General features: G+C 61.2%; 12 protein-coding genes. 4 read left to right on the top strand and 8 right to left on the bottom strand.

The features are described from left to right. Positions 1-186: 186 nt before the first annotated feature. The 5 genes from RCAS_RS13265 to RCAS_RS13285 all read right to left on the bottom strand — a co-directional run bounded on the left by RCAS_RS13265 (position 187) and on the right by RCAS_RS13285 (position 17,895). Entirely contained in the window at positions 187-11,772 is an 11,586-nt protein-coding gene (locus RCAS_RS13265) for a LamG-like jellyroll fold domain-containing protein (RefSeq protein ID WP_012121076.1), read from the bottom strand. Positions 11,773-12,189: 417 nt separating this feature from the next. Beyond that, the gene (locus RCAS_RS13270) at positions 12,190-13,833 is read right to left on the bottom strand and encodes a VWA domain-containing protein (protein ID WP_012121077.1); all 1,644 of its coding nucleotides are present in this window, start codon (positions 13,831-13,833) and stop codon (positions 12,190-12,192) included. 241 nt (positions 13,834-14,074) lie between these two features. Beyond that, positions 14,075-14,827, bottom strand: a complete 753-nt coding sequence (locus tag RCAS_RS13275; RefSeq protein ID WP_012121078.1) for a hypothetical protein — start codon at positions 14,825-14,827, stop codon at positions 14,075-14,077. Between the two features lie 15 nt (positions 14,828-14,842). Next, positions 14,843-16,531, bottom strand: coding sequence for a substrate-binding and vWA domain-containing protein (locus tag RCAS_RS13280; RefSeq protein WP_012121079.1), 1,689 nt, complete (start codon positions 16,529-16,531; stop codon positions 14,843-14,845). Between the two features lie 116 nt (positions 16,532-16,647). Then, entirely contained in the window at positions 16,648-17,895 is a 1,248-nt protein-coding gene (locus RCAS_RS13285; RefSeq protein ID WP_232280015.1) for a substrate-binding domain-containing protein, read from the bottom strand. A 253-nt stretch (positions 17,896-18,148) separates the two neighbouring features. Between RCAS_RS13285 and RCAS_RS26525 the strand changes: the two genes are divergently transcribed. The 3 genes from RCAS_RS26525 to RCAS_RS13300 all read left to right on the top strand — a co-directional run bounded on the left by RCAS_RS26525 (position 18,149) and on the right by RCAS_RS13300 (position 19,531). Continuing rightward, positions 18,149-18,499: an EF-Tu/IF-2/RF-3 family GTPase gene (locus RCAS_RS26525; RefSeq protein WP_157042644.1), complete on the top strand. Its 351-nt coding sequence runs from the start codon at positions 18,149-18,151 to the stop codon at positions 18,497-18,499. 124 nt (positions 18,500-18,623) lie between these two features. Then, positions 18,624-18,902 (top strand): hypothetical protein, encoded by a 279-nt coding sequence (locus RCAS_RS13295; protein ID WP_041330763.1) that lies wholly within the window; start codon positions 18,624-18,626, stop codon positions 18,900-18,902. After that, entirely contained in the window at positions 18,902-19,531 is a 630-nt protein-coding gene (locus RCAS_RS13300; protein WP_012121081.1) for a hypothetical protein, read from the top strand. Before RCAS_RS13295 ends, RCAS_RS13300 begins: the two co-directional genes overlap by 1 nt. 1,211 nt (positions 19,532-20,742) lie before the next feature. On the opposite strand, the gene RCAS_RS13305 is transcribed toward RCAS_RS13300, so the two are convergent. Continuing rightward, a complete protein-coding gene (locus RCAS_RS13305) occupies positions 20,743-21,831 on the bottom strand; it encodes a methyltransferase domain-containing protein (protein WP_012121082.1) in 1,089 nt (362 codons plus the stop codon). 1 nt (position 21,832) lies between these two features. Further along, on the bottom strand, positions 21,833-23,062 hold the full coding sequence (locus RCAS_RS13310; RefSeq protein WP_012121083.1) for an MFS transporter: 1,230 nt from the start codon (positions 23,060-23,062) through the stop codon (positions 21,833-21,835). Positions 23,063-23,488: 426 nt separating this feature from the next. On the opposite strand from RCAS_RS13310, the gene RCAS_RS25225 reads away from it, so the two are divergent. Beyond that, on the top strand, positions 23,489-26,275 hold the full coding sequence (locus RCAS_RS25225; protein ID WP_012121084.1) for a coiled-coil domain-containing protein: 2,787 nt from the start codon (positions 23,489-23,491) through the stop codon (positions 26,273-26,275). 149 nt (positions 26,276-26,424) lie between these two features. On the opposite strand, the gene RCAS_RS13320 is transcribed toward RCAS_RS25225, so the two are convergent. After that, the gene (locus RCAS_RS13320) at positions 26,425-26,655 is read right to left on the bottom strand and encodes a hypothetical protein (RefSeq protein ID WP_041330765.1); all 231 of its coding nucleotides are present in this window, start codon (positions 26,653-26,655) and stop codon (positions 26,425-26,427) included. Positions 26,656-26,857 lie beyond the last annotated feature (202 nt).

A 26,857-nucleotide genomic window follows, 5' to 3' on the forward strand; every position in this document is an offset into this window, starting at 1 on the left:
CTGCGCGCGGAATGACAAGTCGCTGCGCGCGGAATGACAAGTCGCTGCGCGCGGAATGACACGCATGCGGCATCGTCACGCGTCATTGGTATAAAGCCCGTGGGACGGACCCGCGCGGCGCCAGTCTCCCCTCTCCTGCACGCAGGAGAGAGGAGTGCGCTCGAAAGAAGGACCAGCACCGCCTCTCTATCTGGCAATCACCGGCATGAAGACGCGGTACGGACCATTGATCTGCAAAGGACCGATAGTGCGCGTGTTGCCGGCGGCATCGCGCGCAGTAATGTAGATGCGGTGCGCGCCAGGCACACTCAGCGACGCGACGTAACGCCACTGGTTGCCTTGCAGATCGGCGGCTCCGTTCTCGACCAGCCCATCGGGACGTTCTACTCGCACCGTGATGCCCGTGACCCCCACTGCGTCGGCGTAGTTTCCGCCGATCACGCTGCTGACGGTTAGCAGCGGGGAAGTTGGCGGTAGCAACCCGCCGGTCACGGCTGGCGCCACAGTATCAATCACATAAGTGAACTGTTGAGCACTACCGCGATTACCGGCAAGGTCGATTGGCGTCAGGCGCACGTGCTGTGGGGCCTGCGCCACTCCTTCACGGACGGGCAGGGCGTAACTCCAGTTGTCGTTTTCGTCAACCTCCACCTCTTCGCATTGGAAGCCACGCCCATCTTGTTGGTCGACGCAGATTTCGACGGCCCGCGCAGACCGGTTGTCTTCCACCCGGCCATCGAGTTGCACAGTGCCGACGCTAACCGATCCTATTCCCAGGCGCGCAACGCTGGCATCGCTCAGGATAAGCCGGGGCGCATTCGCGTCCACAATGAGCGCGACCGGATCGCTCCAGTCGCTGGTCTGGCCGCCGGCATCGGTGGCGCGCGCGCGCATTGCCACCGGCGTCCCGTCAGCTGGAGCGCCAATATTCACTGCGCATCGCCACTCGCCATCGTCAGGGGTGAGGTCGGTGCATGGAGTAATCGTGGGCGTAGCCATTCCCACCCTCACCTCGATCTCAATCTGCGGCACATCCGACTCATCCCACGCTTCGCCGCTCACCGTGACATGACCGGGTTTCACGTAGGCAGACGGGTCGTTAATCACAACATGCACCGGCGGCTCGATATCGACCGGATGGTCAACGAAGAACCAGTCGAGTGCGTCGTCGAAGCCGGTGGTGTCATCGTGGAAGGAGACATCCACCGTGGCCCATTCTTCGTCTTCGCTGGCGTCGCGTGCAACCTGGCGATCAACCACACCGGTAAAGGTGACGGTTCCACTACTGTTGGGCGCGATCGTGCCCAGATTGATGAACTGTTCGTAGTAGGGTCCGCCAGAGCCGATAACAAGGTTTCCGCCCGGCAGCCGTAGCGATCCCCAATTGACAATCCACGCCTGCACGTTGGTCGCCAGCGCTTCACCCACATTTTCGTAGTGGATCGTGTAGGTGATAGTCTGTCCTTCAAACAACGACGGATGGTAGTTGTCGATTTCAGCCAGTTGCTGGCTATCGACCTGGCTGCTGTCGTCATAGAGCAGTTCCTGGGCATTGATCATCTCGTCGGTGAAGATCGAGTAGATCGCACCAACCGGCGTGGCCGTGATGCGGAAGCGCACGTCGGCAACGATCTGCCCTTCGCCGGGGCACACGCCAGAACCAAGATTGGACCACGCGATCGCGTTCGTCAGCGCAATCTGATTGTTGATCGCTTCGCTGCTGCGGCTATTGAGCACACGCGGGCTGGTGAGCGGATTGTTGGCCGGCATCACAGACCATATGCGCAGGCTGTCTTCTTCAGTAGCGTAAGCCACAAGACTCACCGGCGTCGTTGCCGGACTCGTGATGTCAAGGGTAGCAAACGGCAGATAAGCCTCGAACAAATCAGGTTGGGCTGCATCGCTCCACGCCTGCCACGCCCCACTGACCGCGACCCACGCGGCGCCGTTCCAGCGCAACAAACCGATGGTCTGCGCGTCGTCTACTCGCAGCAGATAATCGGGCGCAAAGCCGGCGGGCAGGCGCAGATCGGGTTGACCAGACGACATCCCTTGCGTATAGACCGCAGTCGCGCCGCCAGTCGCGGTATCGAGGTAGAGGTACAGATCCTCGCTCGCGCCCCAGATTGCGCCGCGCCACGCCAACCGCAACGCGCGATCATCCCAGCCTGCGAAGAGACGTTGCACGTCGCGGGTGGCAGCCAGCTCGCTGGCGCGGCGGGACAACGCACTGTTCTGTCCCACCAGCGCGCAGGGTCCATCGAGCCATCCGGTGGCAATTGCTCGTTCCGGCAAAGGGGCGCCGGTTTGAGAGACAGCATCGGGCGTGAGCCGGGTATCGTAGATGATTGGCCCGAAGGTCTGGATGCGTTGGTTGCCATTGGCATCCTGCTGCACCAGGTGCGCGTACAGGATGCTGCCTTCAGGCGGAGTGGGCAGATCGTGACTGCCGGCGCCCGCCCCATACGCGGTCAGACCGGCCAGGTTCGGCTCACGGTCAGTACTCCAACCTGCGCGGAAGGTGACCGGACCGGCGTTATCGCTGCCGGCAACCCATTCCATCCGCAAGCCGACGCCAGCAGTGCGCACGATGGCGCCATTGCTCAGCGTTGCACCCCCGATCAGTCGCAGGGTAGCCGTCTGCGCCGCCGGCGGGCGCACATCGACCACCATCGGCTGCGCCGTAGCCGTGATCACTCGCCCGGCGGCATCCATCGCCCGCAGATCCATCGTAAACGACCAGTTATCGAGATCGTTGGCCGGTTGATTGAGCGGCGCCCACCAGCGCCCACTCATGCTCGGATCAGGGGTTGCGTCGATCCACGTCGAGCCATCAAACGAGGCTTGCATACGGGTGATCACGCCGGTATCGGCGACTTGAATCGGCAGCGCCAGCGTGTCACTCAGGGTGTTGGCAGTGGTCAAGACCGGGGTGGCAAAACCAAGGGCAGTGGGGGGTGCTGTATCGACAAAGAGCGTGATCTGGCGCGTGGCGAGGCGACTGCTCTGATCGGTCACCTGCACTTCCAGCGCGTACCGCCCCTCGGCTGGCGGTGTCCACGAGGTCGAGAACGCGCCGGTCAGATCGCCAGTCCACGTCTGCTCGAAGATCTGCCCGCCATTCACCAATACCCGCACTCGGTTCAAACCAGCATCAGCCCGCACATTGCCGGCCACCGTAATCGGATCGAGCGTGGTGAAGACATTGCCGGTCGGTGAAGTGACGAGCAGATCAACCACCGGCGCTGGTGGCGTAACCGGCTGCGGTGTGCCGTTGCCGGTGCGGCCCAGCGTGTCCTGGGCAGTCGCTGGCGTAGTGTAGGTAATATGCCCATCGACTACATAGGTCACATCGCGCCCATGCAGCAGCCGCAACTCGTCGCTCAGCCGACGCCACGCCGGAGGCTGGTAGTAGACGAGGGAGTCGTTTTGCTCAAGGATTGTGCCGCCCGGCACAGGGCAATCCAGCGTGACGCTGGCGAGGTTGATGTCACGGGCCTGGCAGGTAATCGTGGTGCGCGCCAGCGCGCCGCTGCCCTGCTGGGCTACCGTCACCGTCACCTGCGGTCCGCGCTGATCAACCATACCACGCCAGACGATCACGCCAGCAGGATCGACGGTACGATTGCCCAACGCGTCGGTAGCGCGCATCACCAGCGCGTACATCCCGTCGAGATTAGGCGGCACGGGCATACTCCACGCACTAGCAGCAGCGCCGGGTGTGGTGAGCGTGACGCTCTCCCAGTTCTGATCCGCTGCTGCGCGCAGATGGGTCACTTCGTCGGCGGCGAGCGCGTAACCGTACAGATAGACTTCATCGATCCGTCCGGTGAATCCGCCAAGACGGGCGTCGGCGGCGGGTAGCGCGCCGACGGCGCATGGTGTGGTCGCCACCGCGACGTTATCACCGTAGACGGTCAACGCTGTGCCGTCATAGGTTGCCGCCACATGCCGCCAGCCCGTGCCGGTCGGCGTGAACGAGACCGAGCATGCGCCACTATTGCCGCGCAGTTGGGCGCTGCTGGTCGTGAGTTCGACATACCCGGCTTGACCGGCCTGGCCGCGCTCGAACACCCGCCCAGACCCGTCGAACCACGCTGCCACACTGAAGCTACTCAGATCACCCAGTCGATCGGTCATGGTCAGGGTATGCGAGCTGCTCAGATTGAGACCCTGCCCCACCCGACCATTTGCCACCACCTGCGGGCAATTCGCGCCGCTGCACGTTGCAATCAACGCGGCATCAACCGCATCGGCAAACGCCTCACTCCCCACCGGCTCATCAAACGGCAGCCGCACCGCCGCGCCGGCCAGCGCATCAGCCTGTTCGAGCGGCGCCCACGCCGCTTCGAGCGACTGCACCCCGCTCGCTACCGAACCGGTATCGGTCACGATGCCGGTCAGGGTGAGCGTGGTAGTTATGCTCTCACCGGGATCAGTCGTTAGCGTGAAGGCAGGCGGCGTTGCGTCGAGCCTGAGCAGGGTTGGCCGTTCAAGCATCAACACATTCCCGGCCAGATCGGCGGCACGTAGCGTGACCGTATACGCGCCGGTTGGCGGCGTCACCCGCCCATCAAGCCCGCCGCCGGTGATGAGACGGTAGTTGTGCTGCCACAACCCGCCGGTGGCGGTGACCTCTTGTGATGCGCTCGTCACGGCGCCGGCGCTGGCTGGCAGCAATTCGATCGTCAGTTGAGCACTACCACTGGCCGCGTCGTTGAGCGTTCCAGCCAGGGGGAAGACCCAGCCGCCGCGGGCATCGAGCGTCGGGCGGACAGTGCCGACCGGCACATCCGGTGTGAGCGCCAGCGCTGGCGGTGTGCGATCAACCAGGAACGTGACCGGCGCGCTCGGCGCTCCCTGATTGCCGGCTGCATCGCCAGCACGCACGCGCAGAGTATGCGCACCTTCCGGCAGGCTGCCCACGTCGATGGTGGCTGCCCACGTCGCGCCGGGTGTCACCGCCTGCCATGGTCCGTTGTTCAGGCTGATCTCAACCTGCTTAAGCGGATTGGCATCGGTAATCACCCCACTCACCACCAGGCCGCTATTCACGTTGGCTGCCGGCACGTAGCTGCCATCGACCAGCGAGACGATGCTGGCCACCGGTGGCGTGTTATCGACCACCAACCGCAGCGGGGCAGGCAGGGTGCCACTATCGAGCAAGCCCGACTCTTCACCGACAATCTGGGCTTGCAATGTGCCAATCTGCGTACCGCCACTGCCACTCAACCCCGCCAGCGCGACCACGCACGGTTGGCCGGTGGCGCACGCCAGTGCCGCGCTCAAGCCAGATGGCGCGTCGGTGAGCCATGCAAAGCGTTGCGGGCTACCCAACAGGCGGTTTTGACCATCAACAGCCTGATAGAGAAGATGGGCGCGATTGTCCATCCGCGTGCTGGCAGCCACCACAAAGTGATCGGCGGCGGCAGTCACGGCGAGGTTCGTCAGATCAACGCGACCATCTGAGAGCAACGGTGCTTCGGCGAGCACAGCCGTACCGTCCAGCAGGCGACCGACGACCGAGCCGTTGCGCAGGTAGACCAACAAGACTCGTCCAAAGGCTGCATGATGAGCCAGCGCCGGTTTGGTCTCATCATCAGATGTGGCAGTGACCTGCACCGGAGCGCTCGCGCCGGCATTATCGAGCTGCACCAACCAGATATCGCGCTGCGATGCCGTTCCTCGTTCGTAGGCGATGACGTAGTTCGCGCCTGCGGCTGCCACCGCCACTGCACTACCGGACTGCGCATTACTGTCGAGCGTGAGCAGCGAACCGGTCACGGCACCATTCGCGGCGACGCGCTGAGTGCGCACGACGCCATTGTCGAGCCACGCCACCACAAAGCCACTCCCATTGCTCGCCACTGCTGGGGCTGTCCCGTTGCCGAGCGTCACCGGCGTTGAGACCACCCCGTCGGCAACGCGGGCTGCGCGGATCGTCCCGCTGCTCTGCCACACCACCAGGCAGGCGCCGTTCTGGCATGCTACCGCCGGTTGCGTCCCACTCCCTACGTTCACCGGCGCCGGCAGACTTGTAGGCTGGGCAGCGAAGAAGAAGATTTGTCCACCGCTGGACGTCACCAACGCGTAAGGCGCTGCGGCGCCGGGAGAAGCCGCAGCCGCCGCAGCGCTCACATCGGACCCGGACCGCTCGACAAAAGTCGGTTGCACCCAGCGCGCTGTCGGATTGCCGCCCAAACTGTATTGCGTGATCGCATCGAGCACAAACGGACCTTCCGGCGCATCAGCCGGGATGGTCAGATTGCTCACAAAGCTCTGTTCCTGGCCCGGCAGCAACTCAAACGATTGAGCTGGGAAGCTGGTGCGCGGCGTATTCAGCCAGACCGCACCGCGCAGCGGGCGGCCATCGGGCGGGAGGTAGCGCAGCGTGACGGTGTAGACCAGCGATTGGCCGGGCCGCACCACAAGATTGTCATCATTGGCGGTGGGGAAGACGCCGATCGGCGCTTGCGGCGCAGTCAGCTCGGCAGGCGTACTGGCTGGCGCAAATGCCGCCAGCGCCGACAGACCCGGCTGCGCGCTGACTTCGGCGGCCGGCAGGGCACGGTTGAAAAGCCGGGCGTGAGCGAGGAGACCCACGAAGCGCTGTGGCGTGTGCTGGCGGTCGCCGAGACGCAGTTCATTCTGCGTCCAATCGACATCGCTTATCGCACCTGCCCCGTTGTAGGTATGCACGGCAGCGCCGTTGAGGTACGTCGTCACCACGCCACGGTTATACGTCACTGTCACGTGCGTCCACTGATTGAGCGGCGCAACTGCGCCGGTGTTGATCCATGCCCAGCCAGGATTGGCGTTGGCAAACGCCCACTGAATCGTGCCATCAGGGAAGCGGGCAACTTCATACTCGCCTTCGCGGTTGATCAGAATGCCGTTGGCGTTGGCAGTGGGATAGATCCAGACCGCGAAGGTCATTTCATCCGCCAGGCGGAAGCGCTCGTCACTCATCACCAGAAATTGATTGCCATCAAAGCGCGTACCGGTGCGCCCGGCTACTGTCACTCCAGCGGCAGGGCAATTCCCTGGCGGACAACCAAACGCAATTCCGCCGGACGAGTCGGCGAATGTCGCGCTGAGCGGCCAGGCGCCAAGCCGCGAGCGCGCCGCCACCGAACCACCCTGGTTGAGCCAGACCGCATCGGACACGCCATCGCCGCGCGAGTCGGCAGCCAGCGGGCTGGTGCGGATCAGCACCAGCCGCCCACTCACCGTTACGAACTGGCCGTTCACCTCCAGGACATCGCTCAGACCATCGCCATCGGTATCGGGTCGGGTCGGGTCGGCGCCCCAGCGCGCCTCAACCGCATCACCGAGTCCATCGCCGTCGGTATCGGCCAGCCGTGGATTGAAGCGCATTCCTTCGTTGGCGCGTCGCACCTCAAAGGCATCGCCGAGACCATCGCCATCGGCATCCCACGTGCTCTCGTTCGGATCGACTTCACGGCGAAGGCCATCAAAATCGGCGTCGGGCAACGGCGGGAAGGCAACAGGACCACCCCAATCCATGCGCACAAATTCATCAAGCGTTGCCGGAAAGACGTCGAAGACGACACTATCGGCCAGGCGAGTGTTATGGCGCTGCACATCATCATATGCGCCGCACCAGAGGAAGATACAGCGCTTGTATGGCAGATTGAAGGCGGTATTCATCCAGAGCGCAGTCGAACGATTGATGCCCGCCGGGAAGGAGAAATCGAAGTGGCGCGGATATTCGCCCTGGATCGGCGGCCAGCCGGGTGATACGCTCAGGTTCTGCTCATGATCAGCCAGCGAAACCGCGCCGGAGACGCGCTGACGGGCCTGCCAGTCGTTCCAGGGGTTGCCAAACCAGCGGTTGCCGATCCGGTTAGGGTTCCACGCCAGATTCGGGTAGATGGTCGCACTGAAGCGGAGGGTGTTCCACGCGGTCATACCTGCTGCCGGATTGAGCAGACCCAGACTTGTGCCCCCCACCGTTGGGCGCACGGTCAAGTAGCGCGACTCATCGACGATAAAGCGGGCGATTTGTTGGAAAAACCACGACGAAAAGGTGGTGGCGCGGCCCAGGATCACCGAGAGGATCACCGATAGCACCGCATCGATAATGGTAATGACAGCCACAATGATAAAGCCGACCTTGGGAATGAATGCCAGCGCGGTCAGGAACACGATCCACGCCACCTGCAAGACCGTTGCAATGATCAGTTGCGCCAGCGCCACACCCGACAACTGATTCGAGACGGCTTCGTAGATCGCTAAACCGATCGTCGCCACTACCAGCACCCCGCCGACGAAGATCGTGAGCGCCGCTGAAGCAGCCGTAATCTTCTGCAAGCCGAATTTAGCGATTAGGGCAAGGTCAATGCCATTTTTCACAATCGTCGCCACCGACGAAGTAACGTGCGCCACCAGTTCCATGCCGCCGGTCAGCAACCAGCGGTTCAGTTCGGGCGAGAACTGGCCGAGATGGGCCGTCGCCGCCAGGATCAAACCGGTCACCAACGCAGCGACGATAGCGCCTTGAATTGCATTCTGGGCATTGGCTTTGAAACTGGTCATGAATTTGCTCGAGACCGCCCACGCCGCAGCCGCGCCCCGCACCGAGGAGATACCCAACGACTTTACGATACCGCCGATCATCTTCAGCACCGAATTGGTGTCTGACCCTTGCGCCGGACCGAGCGCCGCGATCGCGTGCTTGAGCGCGCCGGCTCCCTGGGCGGCCAGCGCGGTGTTGATCTGCGCCAGTGACGCATCGGGGCTGGCAAAGCCAACCATCGGGCGCTGCTCGCCATTGGCGACCAGCGCCATCACACCCTGGATCAGCACCGCAAGATAGTTGCGCAACAGCACAAGCTGGCCCTCGCGCGTCTCTTCATCGGCGCTGGCCTGCCCGCGATGGCGATCAACAAAGCGCTGCACCGTCTGCTCCGGCGACAGCACCCGCCAATCGCCACCGGTAAACTCATAGCCAGTCATACTCAGGTAATTGGCAGTCTGCACCAACACCGCATTCTGGCCCCCGGCAGCCAGATTCATGGTCAAGACCGTATCTGACCACACGGCATTGCTGCCCAAACTGTCAAAGTTGAGGGCGCGGAACGTCTCGCTGCGCAGGTGAAGGATCAAGGGCTGGTCGCTAGCCGGTATCTGCGCGAGTAGACCGCGGTTGAGCGTCGCCGCATCGCGGGCCAGGCTCAGCGTATCGCTACGGCTGTAGGCGCTGGCAAGAAAGATGTTGGGCAAATTCCAACGTTCTTGCGCAGGAACGCTGCCGTTGCTCAGGCGATGGAAACGGCTAGCAATCGCCGCCGGGGAAAGATCAGCCCGCGCATGCATAAAGCTCTGATTCAAGCCGTTAATCAAAGCCAGGAGCGCATCATCGCGGGCAACCGCATCACCCTGCGCTTGCGGATCGGCGACCACCAACGCGCCGGCTACGCCGTGGTCTTCGCGCACCTGCATGCCGGTCAGAAGCCATGGCTCGCTGGCGTAGACGTGAATCAGTCCGGGCTGATCGAAGCCATCGACATCGTTCTTCATCTGCACCGCCCAGACCAACCGCACGCGGTGGGCATTCCCCCACGCGGGCGCGCCTTGATAGAGCATACGCCCTGAAAAGGCCACCCGCTGGCCGGTCTGACTATCGGTGACAAGGCTGAGCGGCACATAAGCGACAATGGTATTGGCGTCGGACTGACGCAGTGTAATGCCTTGCGCGCTCAGTATCGGTGACGAGAGGTTGCCGTTGCCGTTGTTGGTATACGGCGGCAGCGTCGCAAACGAATTGGACGGGATCGAAATCTCAAGTAGCGGCAGCAGTTGGATGTCATCGGTGGTGCTATTGCGATCCTGCACCTGCCCGGCGCTATCGTTAGGCCAATCGAAACGGCTCTGGGCATACCACAATTGGCGCTGGTCTTGCGGGCGCACCTGAATATCCACCGCCACCAACCGGTTCACGCTCAGGTTATCGAACTTGAGCCACAGCGCGCGGTCACCGCGAAACGCGCCGCGATCAGCCGAGTGGGTCAACGGCGAGAGATCGAGCCGGTCGACAACACCATCGTTATCATCGTCATAGTCAAAGGCATTGGGAATGCCATCACCATCGGTATCGCGCGCCTGCACCAGGTTGCCGTGTCGATCAACCTCAAGGCTATCGAGTACGCCATCCCGGTTCGTATCCTGCGCTAGCGGATCGAGCCGCCAGTCTCTGGCAGCATACGAAAACCCAACTGCTTCAGCAAAATCGCTCAGCCCATCACCGTCGGTATCAGCATCGAACGGGCTGGCGCCAAGAAACTGCTCCTGGAAGTTGGTCAAGCCATCGCCGTCGGTATCGCGGCCATCATCAACCAACGAAGCCGGGGCGCTGGACAACGCAGTTGATGCCTGCACCGTGAGCGCCGTCAGGCGAGCCGGGCCATCGGCAGCCACCTGCGGATTGGTTCCGAGCAACGCCTCTTGCGCATCGCTGAGACCGTCGCCATCGGTATCTACGGTTGCATCACCGCGCGCCTCGCTCAACAGAACATCAGCCATCAAATGCGCTGCTGCCACGTCTGGCGGCAATTGCGTTTCGATTGATCGCGCGCGTTCCAATCCATCTTGCGCCTGACGGCGTTGGACCGCCTGCTCGACCGCCGCTGTCTGAGCGGCATGGATACGCTGTACCGTGAGCAACGGATCACCAACCAGCGATACAATCAAAGTGACGGACAAACTGCTGACCAGCCAGCGCGAACCACGCCGACGGATCAAGTGAATGGCGGCGCCCAGCCCCAACACCAGGGCAGCGCTCACCGGCAGCGCCGCATCGCTCATCGCGCGCAACGACGACAGCCACTGCTGCCAGGACAGCGGCAAGCCCGGCGGCAAGGGACCGAAGCCAAAAAAATCCATGGTCAATTGCGCACGGCTGGCAGGCTGATCGTCGCCAGACGGCAAGACCAGATTCAACATTTGCCGTCTGGGAAAGCCATCGGCATCGAGCCACACCTCACCCGTGCCGCTCAAGCGGTTGTACTCATCGGACGGGCGCAGCTCAGCCCCCGGCGGCAGGCGATTCGCGCGCCGCAGCGCCGACTGCTGGCGCTCACGCAGATAGCGCTCTAAAGCCATACCATCGAGGCGAAAGGCATAGCGCGTCATCACCCTCCCACTCACATCGTGCTCGCCCAACGATTGTACATCGCGCACCGCGTTCAGATACCCCAGCACATCACCGCCGGGCGCAAAGAGATCGCCCAACCCGCTATACTCCTCCCACGCACCTTCACCCTGGCGCACCCACGTCTGTCCGGCAATGATGCGCAGCATCACGCTGCCTTCACCGGTCATCACATTACCGCCTTGCGACCATAAGCGCAGTTCGACCTTCTCTGCCGGCACATCGACGTTGCCCTTCAGATAGATCTCGTGGCGTTCAGGTGGGTGACCGGCGTTGACCGGCGAAGCAGTGGGGTCCGTGACAATCGTGATCGTAGCGTCGAAGCGGTAGGCGCCGGCGCTCAGCGCGCGCTGCCACGCGGCGCGAATCGGGTCCGGGTGGACCACCGGATACAAACGTACTGCGATCAACAGCAGAAGCAGAGTGATCAGCGCAATCAACGCAGCGGATGAAACGAGTGAGAAACGGCGCTGCTTGAGCATAGTGACAGCCTCCAAAAAATCGAGTAACAGCGGAGCAGTCTTTTGGAGATACCGATGGCGAGATACAGATGCGCGCCGGTAGAGGAGACGGAGACGCACCGGGAGTTCGTTCATCATCCGGTGTCTTCGAGCGCCGGGTGGAGCGAACCATCGGCGCCAATAGCACACAGAGGATGCGCTCGGAGGTACATTTCAGTATACGCTAGCGGCAGCGCCAGGCAGAATTGGATTAGAGCAAGCAGCAATCTCCTTTCGCACGGGTGATACGCTTTGGTTGCATTTCCGTTTATGCAAGAAGGGCAAATCCTTGTGAGTAAGAGTACGAGTTTAGTGTAACAAAAACATTACCAGGTGAGCCGTAGGGATACGATAGACCATCATACACCGTGCGTAACCGGCGGCGCACAGCGTCAGACCAGCAGCCCTGACGATAATAGCACACTCCAGCCTTCCGTCGCAAAGGGAGGGAGGTGATGTCCGAGGCGATAACGGGCAATCTGCGGAGGAGCGCCTGCACAGGGGCGCTCCTCCACTCTAGAAATACCTGCTCAGATTCTCGAAAATCTGACCGATGTCACCGGCGTCGCCCTGCACCAGGATGGTGCGTGAAAATGTGGCGATCTGTTGCAAGGCGTCAGTATCCGCATCGGCGCCGTAAGCGACGGGAAAGATGCTGATACCTGACTCCTCGAATGCCAGGCGCACCTGTTCGAGCGTTGCCCGACTGGAGTTGTCCAGGCCATCCGAGAGCAGGACAATTGCACGAATGCGATCATCGCCGGTTGAGGGGAGGCTGTCGAGCGCCTCTTTCCCATCGATCAGCGCGTCGTACAGCGCCGTTCTACCCTGGGCGCGCATGACGGCAATGGCATCATCGAGCCTGATACGCGTGTCCGACAGTGGCGCTGGCGGCACAACCAGGCGCGATTCGGTCGAAAAGGTCACAAGACCGACGCGATCCTCTGGCAGAATACGGCTCAAGAAAGTTCCAAGTCCGGCTTTCGCCGCCTCCAGTTTGTCGCCTTCCATCGAGCCGGAGACATCGACAACGAGCAAAATATCGGCGCGTTTGCGGTTGAGCGACCAGGCATTCTTGGCAGCGACGATCACCTCGGCTGGCGGCACAGGCAGAACACTCTGCACACCCTGCGGCTGCACGCCATATGCCAGGCTGATTGGGTCGGACAGGGGCACATTCACGTTTGCCGGGCGAAAGCCGTAACTCATCGCCAGCCGCTGGCTCTCGTCGCTCAGTAGGAAATCGTAGAACTGCTCCGCAGCGCGCCGCTCCTGGTCCGAGGCGCTCGTCATAAGGATGAACGGATTGTCGTGCCAGAAGGTTCCCTCACGCGGGTAAATCGCCACCAGCGGCGTTGGCGGATTTTTGTTCTTGTTGAAGTCGATGAGTGTGATCTCTTCCATCGGAAATGCCGAGATGTAGCCCATCCCGAATTTCCGCATATTCTCGCTGAAGACAAGGGTGTTGTAGCCGTAGTGCTTGATTCCCTGCCCCAGTTTGCGGATAAACTCCTGACTCTCCGGCTTCTGAATATCGGCGACGGTCAGGTCGCGCTGTTTGCCGGTGGCGGCGTAGAACTCCGCCAGTAATGTCGAAAGCGCCGTTGTGCTGATCTCCGGGTCGGTATGCCCCCAACTGAAACGTCCCCATTCAGGATGTCCATAAGCGCCCCATCCCTGCGGATCCTCGATCAGCGCCAGCATATCCGACCAGCCAATCGGTTTGTCGGGCCACCCCATCGCCTCAGCCATGGGTCGCCACATCGAAATAACCACCGGCGTCAGAACCAGTGGTTGGTTCGAGACTGCCACATTGGGATTGCCACCCTCATACTTCAATACTTCCAGCCAGGTCGATGCCGAAGGAGACCAGATCGTTGTCGTCAGTTGTCCATTTCTTATCTCGGTGCGCGCGGCGCCGCTCGACTTGTTGATCCCCTCAACGACAACCGGGCGTCCATCGACCTGTACGCGCGAACGGTTGAAGGCAGCAATGCGATCCTTCAGCCATTCCTCTTTTTCGGGGCTGTAGGCGATGGTGATCGTGATGGCATTAGCGGGCGCTCCGTCTCCGACGTTCAGGTCGCCGCACGCTGAGGCGATTAATCCGATGATGAGCAGGAGGACGAACGGTGTGCAGGATCGCCTGGCGTGTCGCATAATCTACCCCTTCTCAGTGGTGCACCATCGCTGCACGCGCATGGGCGCATCGATGGTGCGTCTTGTCCTTGCCATCCTCACGGGCGTCGGGGCGCCATCGGCGTGGGCACGCCCCGGCATGCCCCTCCCCCGCGCCTCCCGCCTCGCGCCGTTCGCCCGGCATGGGATGCGATTCCCCAGGCGGGTGCGACGGCGAAGGCGCCCTGCCACTGGCCTCACACCTCGCGCCGTTCGCCCTGTATTACACCGCCCCACTGCGCGCCAGGGCGGTGTCGAGCACCGCCTGGAATGCGTCCATGTCCGATTTGAGGTCTGCCAGGCGCCGCGCCACCTGGCCGGTCGCGCTACTGGCGCTGGCTGCGTCGGCAGTGCGCAGGCGCACCGTCTCTGCCAGCACGTTGTCGAGGCTGGCGCTGATATTCTGCAATTGCGCACTGATTCGCCCGATGTAGGTATCCAGGTCATGCACGTTCTGGATTTTCTCCAGCCGTGCCCGACGCGTTTCTTCCAGTTGCGTCAGGGTGTACGGGTCTTGCGTGGCGCGCATTTGCCGGTCGATAGTCGCAATGTCCTGCTCGAGTTTGTGGCGATCAACCGACGCAAGGTAGCGTTCAATGATCTGCCCTTTATCTGCCAGGAGATACGCTTCCTCCACCAGTTCGCGCCCCTGGTCGGCAATGGGCAGCAAGAGGCGCGCCAGCGGACCGCCCGCCTGCGCTGCGCTCCGGGCAATCTCCTGCTGGGTTCGCTCAATGGCTTCGATCTGGGCGCGAAATGTGGGACTGGTAAGGCGCGGGCGTGGCGTTGGCGGCGGACGACGCGCAGCGTCGATCAACACCGGGTCGCGTAGAGAGAAAAAGATCATGAGCGCATATGCCAGCAATCCGAGCGGGAGCAGCCAGAGGGCAATGGTCAAACCGGCGATGATTGCGACAATCAGCACGGTGATTGCCAGTGGCTGGCGCGCCACCAATAGAAGGAGCGTCATATTCATACCGGTAGCCTCACCTCAAAAGAATGTCGTAATATCCTGATAGATACGCTCAATTGCGCCACGCTCGCCAGGTTTGCCAACGTAACTCTTCGCCCCGGTAGCACTGGCAATCTCCTTCAGCAAGTGTACATCAGCATCACCACCGAACGCAATGGTGAACACTTTGATGCTGTACCCTTCTCTATCCTGCCTGAGCAGATCGAGCACGTCTTCCGCTGAACGCTGGCTTCTATTGTCCAGCCCGTCGGTCAGCACCACAACCGCGCGAATGCGCTGACCGGGCGGTGTTGCGGTCAATTCCTGATACGCCTCAACCACCGTATCGAGCAGGCGCGTCCCGCCACGCGGCGTCAACCCGGCGATGCGGTTGAGAACCTCGGTGCGCCTGGAACCGATGGGCGAGATCGGCGTCAGCACAGTCGCCTGGTCGCTGAAGATCGTCAACCCGAAACCATCATCGTCCTGCAACTGCTCGACGAAGATGCGCAGCGCCGCTTTTGCCTGCTCCAAACGCCCTTCGTCCTCCATACTGCCAGAAACATCGAGCACTGCCATCACGTCGACCCGCTTTTTGTTCTGCTCCCAGATGCTACGAATAGCGCTCAATACATCCGGGCGCGGCACTTCGAGAAGCGTCTGTGGTTGCTGTGGATCGACGCCGTTCTCCGGCGTAATCGGCGCGCCGACTGCTACATCGGTGTTGCTGGGCCGGTAGCCGTAGCGCAACGCCAATTCCTGCTGCGGACGGTCGAGCAGATAGCGGAGAAAGATATTCGCCGCCTCGCGTTGCTCATCAGTCACCCACGGCGCGTTCAGGATCGCGTAGGGATGGTCAGTCCAGAACGTGCCTTCCTTCGGATAAATGGCAACGACCGGGAGAGAGACGGAGGGATAGCGATCACGATTGTAGGCTTCGATCACCAGATTTTCGTACAGCACCGCCGCCGAGAGGTATCCCGGTCCCCGGTTGAACATCTGGTCGGCGAAAAAGCCGGTGCTTTCGCCGTAGTGAATGACGCCGCTCTCGATATTCCGCATGAACTCCGCCGTTTTTGGATTCTGCACATCGGCGACGGTCAAGCCACGGGTTTTTTCGGCGGCGGCATAACTGATCGCAATAATCGTCGCTACCCCGCTGTTCGAATAATCAGGATGGGTGTGACCGAACTGCAACGGACCCCACTCCGGTCTGCCGAAGTCCGCCCAGGTTTTGCCGCTTGCCGACAGTTCGGCGATGTCGGACCAGCCGAGCGGTTTGTTGGGCCAGCCGAGCGCTTCCGCCATCGGCTTCCACATGGCAATGACAACCGGGCTGAGCACCAGGAGCGGCGCATTTTCATCGACGAGCGTTGCGCCATTGTTGCGTTTGCCCCATTCATCGTTGGCGACCGGCAGCAGAATCCTGCTCGCCGGACTCCAGACGGTCGGCTGAATGGCGCCGCTCAGAATCTGGTTCATCGAGTCGGTTGAACCCATTGGCGTCGCCACCACTTGAATGGATGCTCCGCTCGCCGTTTTCCGCCCGGCAGCGTTGAATTGTCGAACCGCCTCTTCGAGCCATGCACGCTTTTCGCTGCCGTAGGCAATGCTGACTTCGACGGTATTGCCTCCCAGGAACCCTCCGTCGCCACCGCCGGCGCCGCACGCTGCTAGCAGCGGCGTCAACAGAACCAGGATCAGAAGCCATCGGAAAGGATGTCGCATGTAATGATCTCCTCTCATCTCAAAGGATAGAGGCGCCAGGTTTAGAAGAAGCGAATGCGTCAGCGAATGATCGGGCGCATACCCTCTCGCCTCTCACCTCTTGTCTCTTGCCTCTGTTATCGGTTGATCTGACGTCGCCACAGGTCGAGCAGTGTCGTGACGACATCGCCCGATGGCGTTTCAACCAGCGGCGGTGTATCAACCTGCGCGCCATAGGCACGGTATTTGTTGAACGGATTGGATGCATCGTTCGTCAGCACCGGAACCTCTGGATTTGCCGGACGGAATCCATACTGCTGGAATGCAATCTCCTGGATTGGTTGCGACAGCAGAAAATCGCGGAACTGTTCCGCCGCCCGCTGCTGTTCCGGCGTCACCCAGGGGGTGTTCAGAATGGCATAGGGATGGTCGCTGAACATCGTGACCGGCGGATAGTAAATGCGGATGTCGCCCCAGCGCCGCTGCGCCGCTTCGACGTTCTCCAGCGCCAGGTTCTCGTAGACGAGCACGATGTCGTATTTGCTGGGACCAAACTGCACCATGCTGGTCATGAAGGTGCCGGTGCTGTCGCCAAATTCGAGCACCGCCATCTCGATCTCGCGCATCCATTGCTGGAAGCCGGGATCAAGGATGTCGGCGTTCATCAATCCTTTGCTCTTGCTGTGGTAACCATACGCCATCAGGACCAACGCCTGCGCACCGCTGTTTGAGGTGAGCGGCGAGGTATGCCCGAATTTCACAAACCCCCAGCTCCTGGCTTTCTCATACTCCGGCGATCCGGGAGCGAAGCCGTTCGCTTTGGCGACGCCAACCCATCCTTCCTCGTTCGACAGCGCGTCGTGGAGATTTTGCCAGAAATTGACGGGACCGGCGGGCCAGAGCACGTCGGCGCGCTCTTTCCATGCCACAGCAACCAAAGGTGTCAACGCCAGCGGCGCCGCCTGATCGGGGCGATCAATGACAAACGGTCGGCTGCCGGGATTGAGCGCTGCCCAGTCGGCTTTGGCGACTTCAACCCATATGGAACTCGCCGGACTGATGACGGTTGGCTGTCCATCGCCGCCGAACTCCTGGCGCGCGGCGCGCAACGAAAGTTCACGGGAACCAATGCCGCGCAGGACGATCCGGATCGGGCGGTTGCCGACGCGCGGGTTGGTTGCGGCAAATCGTTGTGCGGCGTCTTCGAGCCAGAGTTTCTTTTCGGTGCCGTACCAGATGGTGACGACCACCGGCTCCTGCGCCGGACCGAGGGGGATTGGAAAAGGCGCATACCCAACGGGACCCACAAACGCAGAGGCGATCAACGCCAGCAGACAGATCAGCAGATACCCAAAACCAATGGCGCGTGTGATCGGTTGCATCATCCACTCCTGCTGCGATGCGATATTCTGCTGCTCAGTCTACCCGATCCTGGTTAAGGATGTGTTATCACTTGTTGGCGATACGGTTGCAGCACTGAATCTACGAAACGGGAGGGGGAAGGTTGCGGGATAGGAGAGGTGAGAACCAGGAACTGAGAACCAGAAACTGGTACTAACTTGCGGTCAGTCAGATAACATATTCGATCACTCGGTTTGCTTGGAATGAAGAACAACGTTTATCGGCAGTGTTGTACGAATGACTGCGCACTCGTATAAGCCTTCACATCAAGGAAAACTGAGCTTATGCCTATCAAATCTATTTTTTCACTTGACCGTTCGAGATGTATCCGCGATCCGTGGTCGGGGGACAGTCGTCACTGGTCAAGTAGAGAGTAGCGTACTCAAGGTCGGGGATAATATTCAAATCACACGGCCAGGCGCCACCAAGACGTCGATGGTCATCGGCATCGAATCGTTCGGGAAGCAGATGAACCAGGCTCGGATGGGCGATAATATCGGCGTGCTGCTGCGCGACATTAGCAAACAGGACGTTCAGCACGGAGACATCATGGTGGCGGCTGACTCTAAGTTCACCTGGAGACCCTAGAGCTGCCGCAAGATCGGGGCTGCGCCCAACGCGGCATGCAGTCGACCCGCTTCGCGGTGCTTAGCGGACGGCTGACACTTGCGTTGGGCAGCGCTCTATCTCGTCGTGCTATAATCAGCATGGGATGTTGAAACTGTTTATTTGTGATAGTGACATGTGGCTCCTGTATTTCCGCTTTGATGACCAAGGACAAATCGTAACAATGCACGTTCGCTGCCGCCTTAAGCGTGATGCAGAAAGCATCCTCCAGTTAGCTCGTCAGCGTGGGCTTACTCCAACGGCAAAGCTTGTCGAATATGCCCTGTTCAGGGCTGGCGCCACTATTCAGGCGTATACCGTTCCTAACTTCCACTATTTCACTGAGGAAACCTTCCGCTCGCAGTGGGAGAAGGCTGTACACTGATGGCCGTCTATCGCATTCTCGTCAAAAAGCAACTGCATTCCCATTCGTGGTCCAATGCTTATGTTGTCGTGTCAGCGGCGCCTTATACGCAAAACGAACTTATTCACGTCGCCGATGCTATCGCACCTCGATTTGTAGCATTTGAACGCTATTTCCATAGCGAGGAAGTCCAAATTGTCGAGACTGTCACGACTGCAATCTTGAGTCCGCCGATTGGAGACGCCTTTGCGCGACGACCGGCAGCACTGAATGGATGGAACCATCATACCCTTTCTGGACTACGCCCGATCACGGTCAAGGCAAGTCTTGGTTTCGCATTTACGCTCGTCCTTGGGTTGCAACCGGTAGCGAACCGTTGGGGCGTCAAGTATTACCGTTACGCTTTGCAACGTGACGAAATACAATCGACGTTTTCAGGATATCAACTGACTATGGAAAGCCGCGACTGGTTGGAACATATGCTTACAACTGCAAAACAAGAACTGCTTCCTTTGATGGGCGCCGACCCCAATGTTCTTTCGTTCGCTCTTCATGCGGCCGAGCAAGAGCACAACCCTAGTGCATACAAGTATAGGTATGTACGCGACATCATCGTTAAGGGCGTTGCCGTCCTAAAATCACGTCGGTAAAGCACCATGGTCGTAGGGAGCACGCGGCGCCGCTCAGCAGCAGATTCGCGTCCGACGGACTCGCCGCGCCGATTTTACCGAACAGCGCTCGCCCGCATGCCGTCCTGATCGCTCGCACGTTCGGGGACTGCTTGAAGACAACTTGCTTGTTCTCGAGTCTCATGCTTTTGCTGATGCGTATGCGCAGTCATTCGTGCAATACTGCCGGGGCGCTGCGGGCGAAAGCCCTCGCTAAGCACGTGCAAGTAAAATAGACGAATCAAGCGAGTAAGTGGAAAAAGGCGCTGCGGGCTAAAGCCCTCGCTGAGCACGTGCAAGCCCTGCTAGGGCTGCTAGCGCCGAGACGCGGTCAAGCGTCCACGACCGCTAATGCGCATTGTGGATTGTGACGCCTTGCGAACGAGACGCTCGAACATCTTGTCTGACTGACTGCGAGTCGGTGTCGGTTTTATACCAATGACCTGTGACCATCCGGCATGGTCACCCCGAGCAGAGCGAGGGGTCTTGCGCGAACCCGCTCGGATTCCTCGCTGCGCTCGGAATGACAAGCATGCGGCATCTTCAATCGTAATTGGTATTACCAATGGCGTCTCGATTGCGTCAACGGTATGTGCTATCTTCCTGGGATAGCATCATTGTAGCGAGCGCCTTGCGTGCGGGTGTTTCCGTTTTGTATTCTGAAGATATGCAACACGGATTGACGGTTCAAGAAGAGATTCAGATATGTAATCCATTTCTCTCGTAAAGGTATGCCGTCCAACGGCACGCGCCGCTGTATGCCGACACCGCAAACTGCGCAGTGCAGCATAACCGCGTGCCGTTGAGCCGCTTCAATGAGTGACAGGGCGACCAACGAAGAAAGGACAAGCCATTGGAATCTTACCTTCAGTCTATTGCCAATCTTACTCAGCGCGGCGACGCTCGCGAAGAGAGTTACTACCCCGTGCTCGGGACGCTGCTGGAGGGAATAGCCAAATCTCAAGGCTGTGCCATTACAGGTCACCGTCTTGCCCAAAAAGACTGAAGCCGGCAACCCTGATTTCCGCGTTTGGGACGGTTCGTCTCAGGTCAGCCGGAGGATTTGCTGCTCGTGGTTGAACGGTTTTATCAGAGGTTTGGCTCAGGCGCCACTTGACCTGCGCTCCGACCGACCGTCGCTTGAGCCTACCGCTGTACCACATACTGTCAGGCACATCGGCACAAAACCACCCCTACCCTCGCTCCGCCACCACAATCACTGCGCGACGGCCGAGGATGAGGACAGGGTAGGTTGCGCAGCGAGCCAGGCGGTTGTTCCGCCGCAGCGCGTCGCTCAGGGTGCGCGCGTCGCCGCTGAGCGCCACGAGCCGCGCGCCGGGGCGCAGCACCCGCGCCGCTTCGCGCAGGAACTCCGGGTAGAGCGTGCGATTCTCTTCGAGCGATCCCATTTGTGCGCCGAATGGCAGATTGACCGCCAGCGCCGTGACCGAACCGGCGTCGAGCGGCAACCGGCGCGCATCCCATTCGTGAATGGACACCGGCTTGTAGCGTGATCCAATATTCGCCCGCGCCGTCGCAACCGCTTCCGGGTCGATGTCGCCGCCGATCAACGCGCGGTAGCGCCCCAGATGCGCCCGCTCGATCAGGATCGTCCCCGCGCCGCACATCGGATCGAGGAACCGATCATCATCGCGCGGCGTCGTCAACCATGCCAGCGCCGCCGCAGCCGCCGGACGCAGCGATGCCGGGAGGTGCTCGACTTTGTAGTCACGGTGGCGCATGCGTTCATCGCTTAGCCGCACCATGAGAAGCGCCTCACCGGGCCACTGCACCAGCCAGAACTCAATCCCGCCGTCGGCGACAAGTCGCCAGCGGTGATCCGGGCGCGCGGCGATTCCGCGCTCGACGGCAACCTGTGCATCGACGCGGCGGTACGGCAGACGTCCGACCTGTCGTGCAATAACGCGGTAATGAATGCGCCCTTCGCCGCCGCGCCGAGGATCGACCCGTCGCACCAGATGAATGGCGCGCTCGATGCCGGGCGCTGTCGCCGCCAGATGCGCCAACTGGCGCAATGCCGCAAATCCCGGCGCCAGATCGCGCGCCTCCGCCGCCACGACAAAGACATCTTCCACCGTCCGCAGTTGCAAGAGATCACGCGGATCGCCGGAGAAAGCAAAGCGCACCATGCCGTTCTTGTCAGCAACCGACCGGAGATCGATGAACTGCGCACCGTCGAGGCGCGCGGTAATCTCGGTTGCGGCAATCGCCTCGAAACCGGGCTGCGTCTGAGCAATGAACGTGTGACGGGTGGAAGGCATATCAATGCACTTTTGCTATCTCAATCGTCGCCGCGCGCACCGGGTTGACCACGAACAGGAGCGCCCCGATCAGGCGCACACCGGCAAGGATCAACACCAGCGCCTGCGCGCCAACCAGATCGATCAGCGGTGCACAGGCAAGCGTGGCGACAAAGAAACCAACATTCATCACCGTGACGAATACTCCGATGGAGAATGCGCGTCGTTCGGGCGGGCAGACTTCCAGCAAAATATTGAAATGACTGATCTCTACTCCAGGACTGACTGCGCCAAACAGCAGCGCAAACAGCAGAATGAGCGTCAGATCGGGCACGGCGCCGATGAGGAAATAGTACAGCGCACTTGCCGTAGCTGCACGCAGCAACACCCACGAATAGCCACGTTTCTCGATCAGGCGGGGCCACACCAGGTTGCCGATAATCTGCCCGCCGCTGATGAGCGCCAGCCATACGCCAAGCCAGCCATCGCTTGCGCCGAGTTCGCGCACGAAGTAGATCGGTTGCAGTGGCGTTCCCATCCAGAATGCGATATTGAATATCAGCGTGTTGATCGTGATGTTCGCAAACGAGCGCTGCTGTCGCAGCAACGCTCGAACTTCCACGAAGGTCGGACGATGACGCCCCGCCGTGCGCTCGACCACCGGCGATGGCGGGATCGTCAGACGCGCCACGTAGACAGTGCTCAACAGGCTGGCGACGACCGCCAGGGCGAACATCAACTGATAATTGGCAGGAAAGGGTGCAGCATCGAGCCAGCGCCCCATCAGGAATGTCGTCGTCATCACGGTTATGCCCATCGTCATATTGCGCGCCGAAAAGAGGCGCGCTCGCTGCGCCAGCGGCACAATATCGCCGAGCATCGGCAACCATCCGGCGTTGAATAGCGCAACCGGCACATTGATCAGCAAGAGGAGCGCGACCATCGCCTCAGCGCGGTACGCCGGAAGAAAGGGAACGAAAATCAGACCGATATGCCCCAGGCGCAATGCCAGCAGGCTGCCGATGATCCAGGGACGACGATTGCCAATCCGTTCAAGGAACATGGCAAAGGGGATCGATGTCAGCGCATTGACCAGCGCTGCCGCCGAGGTCAGCAGGCTGACCATCAGGTTCGATCCCCCCAGTTGGATCAGGAATGCTGCCGCGAACGAGTAGCACGCAATTGCGATTGATGCCCAGAAGAGTTCGATGACCAGCAGGCGAAGGTTGCGATTCGTTGTGTGCCGATCCACGATGGTTTGCTCCGTTGCGCAGTTGCGCCAGCGTACTACGAATGCAATGCCGCAGAGTATAGCAGATGACCCTAGCCTGCACCAGGCTGCGGGGTGAATGGTGTCTGACAGGCGCTGACCGTCACCCACGCCCGCCCCCCCTCCCCCGCTGACCGGCATACCCGCCGCGCCGGAACATCATACCAATGACCGGTGAACATCCAGCATGGTCACCCTGAGCAGCGCGAGGAGGCGTGCGCGACCCGCTCAGATTCCTCGCTGAGTTTACCCTGAGCGAAGCGAAGGGCTCGGAATGACCAGCATGCGGCATTTTCAATCGTCATTGGCATCACCCCCACGCTCCGCCAGAGCTGCCCAGGTGACGGTCATCTGCGCACGCAGGAAGCCGTGCTACAATGGAAGCATATCTGAGCAAAGGAGTCGCCCATGATACTCCTGATCCATGCGCGCAAAGCCGGCGCTCTGGCGCTGCTCACACTGCTCCTGGCGGTGCTGGTCGCCCCGGCGCTGGCGCAATCGAACCCAACGATTATCGACGAAACCGGCAATCTCGACGTTGCCGCCGTACAGCGTGCAGCACGGCCGCTCGTTGACCGCGGCGCGCGCGTGGGGGTGTTTCTGGTGCAGCGCGGCGGCGAGGACGACGCACTGCGCCAATATCAGCGCGCCGATCTCGCCAGCGGCAGCAACATCAATACCGACGTGATCGCCATCTACGTGTCGTTCGACCCGCGCTACTCGGAGATTGCGTATGGCGATCGCTGGAATGCGGCGCTGCGCACGAACAACAATGTCGAAACAATCCGACAGAACCAGTTGAACCCCGGACTGGCGAGCGGCAATGCGACCCGTGGCGTTGTTGACGCACTGACGGCAATTGAGCGCTCAATCGTCACACCGCCGACTCCCGCAGGTGGAACGACGGTCAACATTGATCCGGTTCCGATTGTCGGCGGCGTTATCTTCCTGGTGCTGCTGGCAGTCGCCGGTCCGATGCTCTGGAGTGGTTTCCAGAAGCGCCGTGCGGCAGCGAAGGCGCTGGAAACGGCGCGTACTGCGATGGACGAGGCGCGCCGTTTGGCAAGTTCCGCCATTGTCGATCTCAGCCAGGCGCTGCGCGATGCCCAGGAAAAAGCAAAGTTCGACCGCGTCTCCTACGCAGAGGCGGATGTTCGTCACCTTGCCGCGATGCAAGGCGACATCGAGCAGCAGTTCGCGCGCCTCCAGGAACGGTTTGCCGAGACGGAAAAGAGCCTGGTGTTGCGCAAAATGCCCGCGCTGGCTGACTATGAAGCCGCAGCACAGCAGTATCGCCAGATAGCGCAAGAAGCGAATGCTGTGCGCGAACGGTTGGTGCAGGTCGAAGCGCACCGCGCCGAACTCGACCGCATTGCACAGGCAGCGCCTGATGAGGTGGACCGGGCAAAAAAAGCGCTGGCTGACGTTGCCGCGCAACTCAGCGACCTCAGCGCCGATCTCCAGCCCGAGGCGGTGTTCCACTCCGCCGAATCGCTGGTCGAACGCGCTGAGCAATTGCTGAAGGAGCGCCGCGCTGCCGATGCAATCGCGGCAGCCGGGGCAGCGTCAGCCGCGATCACGGCGCTTGCCGGTGCGATTGCACGCATGCGCGACATCCAGGACGGTATCGCTGCCGGACGCGCGGCGGCTGAACGAGCGGCTGAGCAGGGGTTCCGCGTCGATGCGGGCATGGCATCGTTCAACACTGCCGAAGGGTTGCTGCGCCAGGCAGCGGCAGCATTGCCCATCATCGGACCCGAAGGCATCGCCGGTCTGCTCGACCAGGCGGACAAAGCGCGGGAACTGGGAGTCATCCGTGGCGGCGGGCTACCGGCGCGCTATCGCGCCAACCTCGAACGCATCGAAAAGATCAGAGCAGACGGCGAAGCGCTTGCTGCATTCATCGACGAGGGATGGCGCGTGTTCGACCTTGTCGATGAGTTTGCCGAGAGCGCCTGGAGCGACATTCGCGGCAACGGCAGCGAAGCCGAGCGCGCCGCCGACGAGGCGCAGGAACTGTGGGAGCGGGCTGCCGAACGCAACTCAATGGAGCGACAGGAGTTCATTGAAGCCGGCGCCGATCTCGATCAGGCGGAGGAGCGCATCGCGTATGCGCGCGCGCTTATCGAGGCGATTATCAAGCGCCTGAAAGACCTGGAGGCGGCGCGTGACGCGGCGCGCGATGAGATTGCGGCTGCCGAGGCGGACATTCTCCAGGGGCGCGCGTTCCTTGCCGCCAACGATCCCGATGTCGGCAAGGAACCGGAGAAACTGCTGGCGCGCGCTGAGTCGGCGCTGGCGCAGGCGCGCGCTGAAATGCAGCAGGAGCGCCCTGACTGGCTCCAGATCGTTCGCCTGGCGCATGAAGCCAATCACCTGGCGGATGAGGCGCTGCGCGGCGCGCGCTCCGAAGTCGAGGCAATGGATCGCTTGCGCGAACAACTGAAGCGTATGCAGCAGGTCGCCACGGCTGAAGTGCAGAAGATCGTTCAGTTCATAACCGTTCACTCGCGCGACATCCCGGTTGGCGCGAAGGACCGGATCAACGGCTTGCAGATCAACCTCCAGGCTGCCTATCGCGCAGCGCAGAGCGTTGAACAAAAGGAGGAAGCAGCGCGCGCTGAGGCGCTGCGCGACGCAATTGAGCGCTATACTGCGCTCGAACAGCAGGCTGCCCAGATCTATGCAGATATTCAGAACCACTATCAGCGCGTCGCTACGCTGCGGCAACAGGTGCGCACCGAAGCCGACCGCGCCCGATCGGCGATTATGCGCGCCGAGCAACTCTCGGCGCGCGCAGGAAATCTGGTGATGGCGAATGCGCGCGGCTTTGCGCTGCTCCAGGAAGCGCGCGCGAGTTACCATCAGATCGGCGAGGTCTCCAACGAAACCGACGCGCAGCGCGCGTTGGAGCGCGCGCACGACGCTTACAGCAAAGCCGAAAGTGCGTCGCGGATATTCGAGGAGCAGATCGCATCCGCTCACCGCAATCAGGACAGCCTTGGCGACTTCATCGGCGGCGTGCTGGTCGGAACACTGCTGAACGATCGCCCCCACCGCCGCAGCAGTTGGAGCGGGGGCAGCCGCAGCGGCGGCGGGTTCGGCGGCGGCGGACGCAGCGGCGGCGGGTTCGGCGGCGGCGGACGCAGCGGCGGCGGGTTCGGCGGCGGCGGACGCAGCGGCGGCGGATGGTGAGTAGCGCGTAGGATGCACAAAAACGAAATGCACCCCTCGACATGCTCAGAGTGCATTTCGCCGTTTGTCCACAGGTTTATGCGTTGCTCAGAAGAAAGCGCAAACGTGATAATACGATCCAGAACTCGCAGCGCGCGATGAGAGGCGCATTACCGGGAGACGCTCTCACCTTCGTGCATTTCCCAGGGCATCGTCACAGCCGAATGCCCGTTCGTGCGCGGCTCGCGCAGAACCAGACGGGGACCGTAGGCGAGAAACAGGCTGTGGTTGCGCTCAGGGCAGCCCGGCGCCGTGCAACGCAAGTGATTGTTGTCGGGAACCAGCGCGCTGCCGCATGTTGGACAGTGGTACACCTGGTTTGAGTTGTCGTTCTGGGACATTGCATTGCTCCGAAATTTCAAGATATAAGAAAGCGCCCGCCTTGAGAGGCGGGCGACATCTGCCCTGTGCGGCGTTCCTTGCCGTATATTTCGCTGCTTCATTCTAACACCAGATGACGGTTTTGTAAAGCAATGAGGTGCATCCGCCAGAGCGTGAGCAAAGTCTGAAAGGGACGCGCAGACGAACACCCTCTCCTGAGGA

The organism is Roseiflexus castenholzii DSM 13941, assembly GCF_000017805.1.
In the GTDB taxonomy this organism is placed as follows: Bacteria; Chloroflexota; Chloroflexia; order Chloroflexales; family Roseiflexaceae; genus Roseiflexus; species Roseiflexus castenholzii.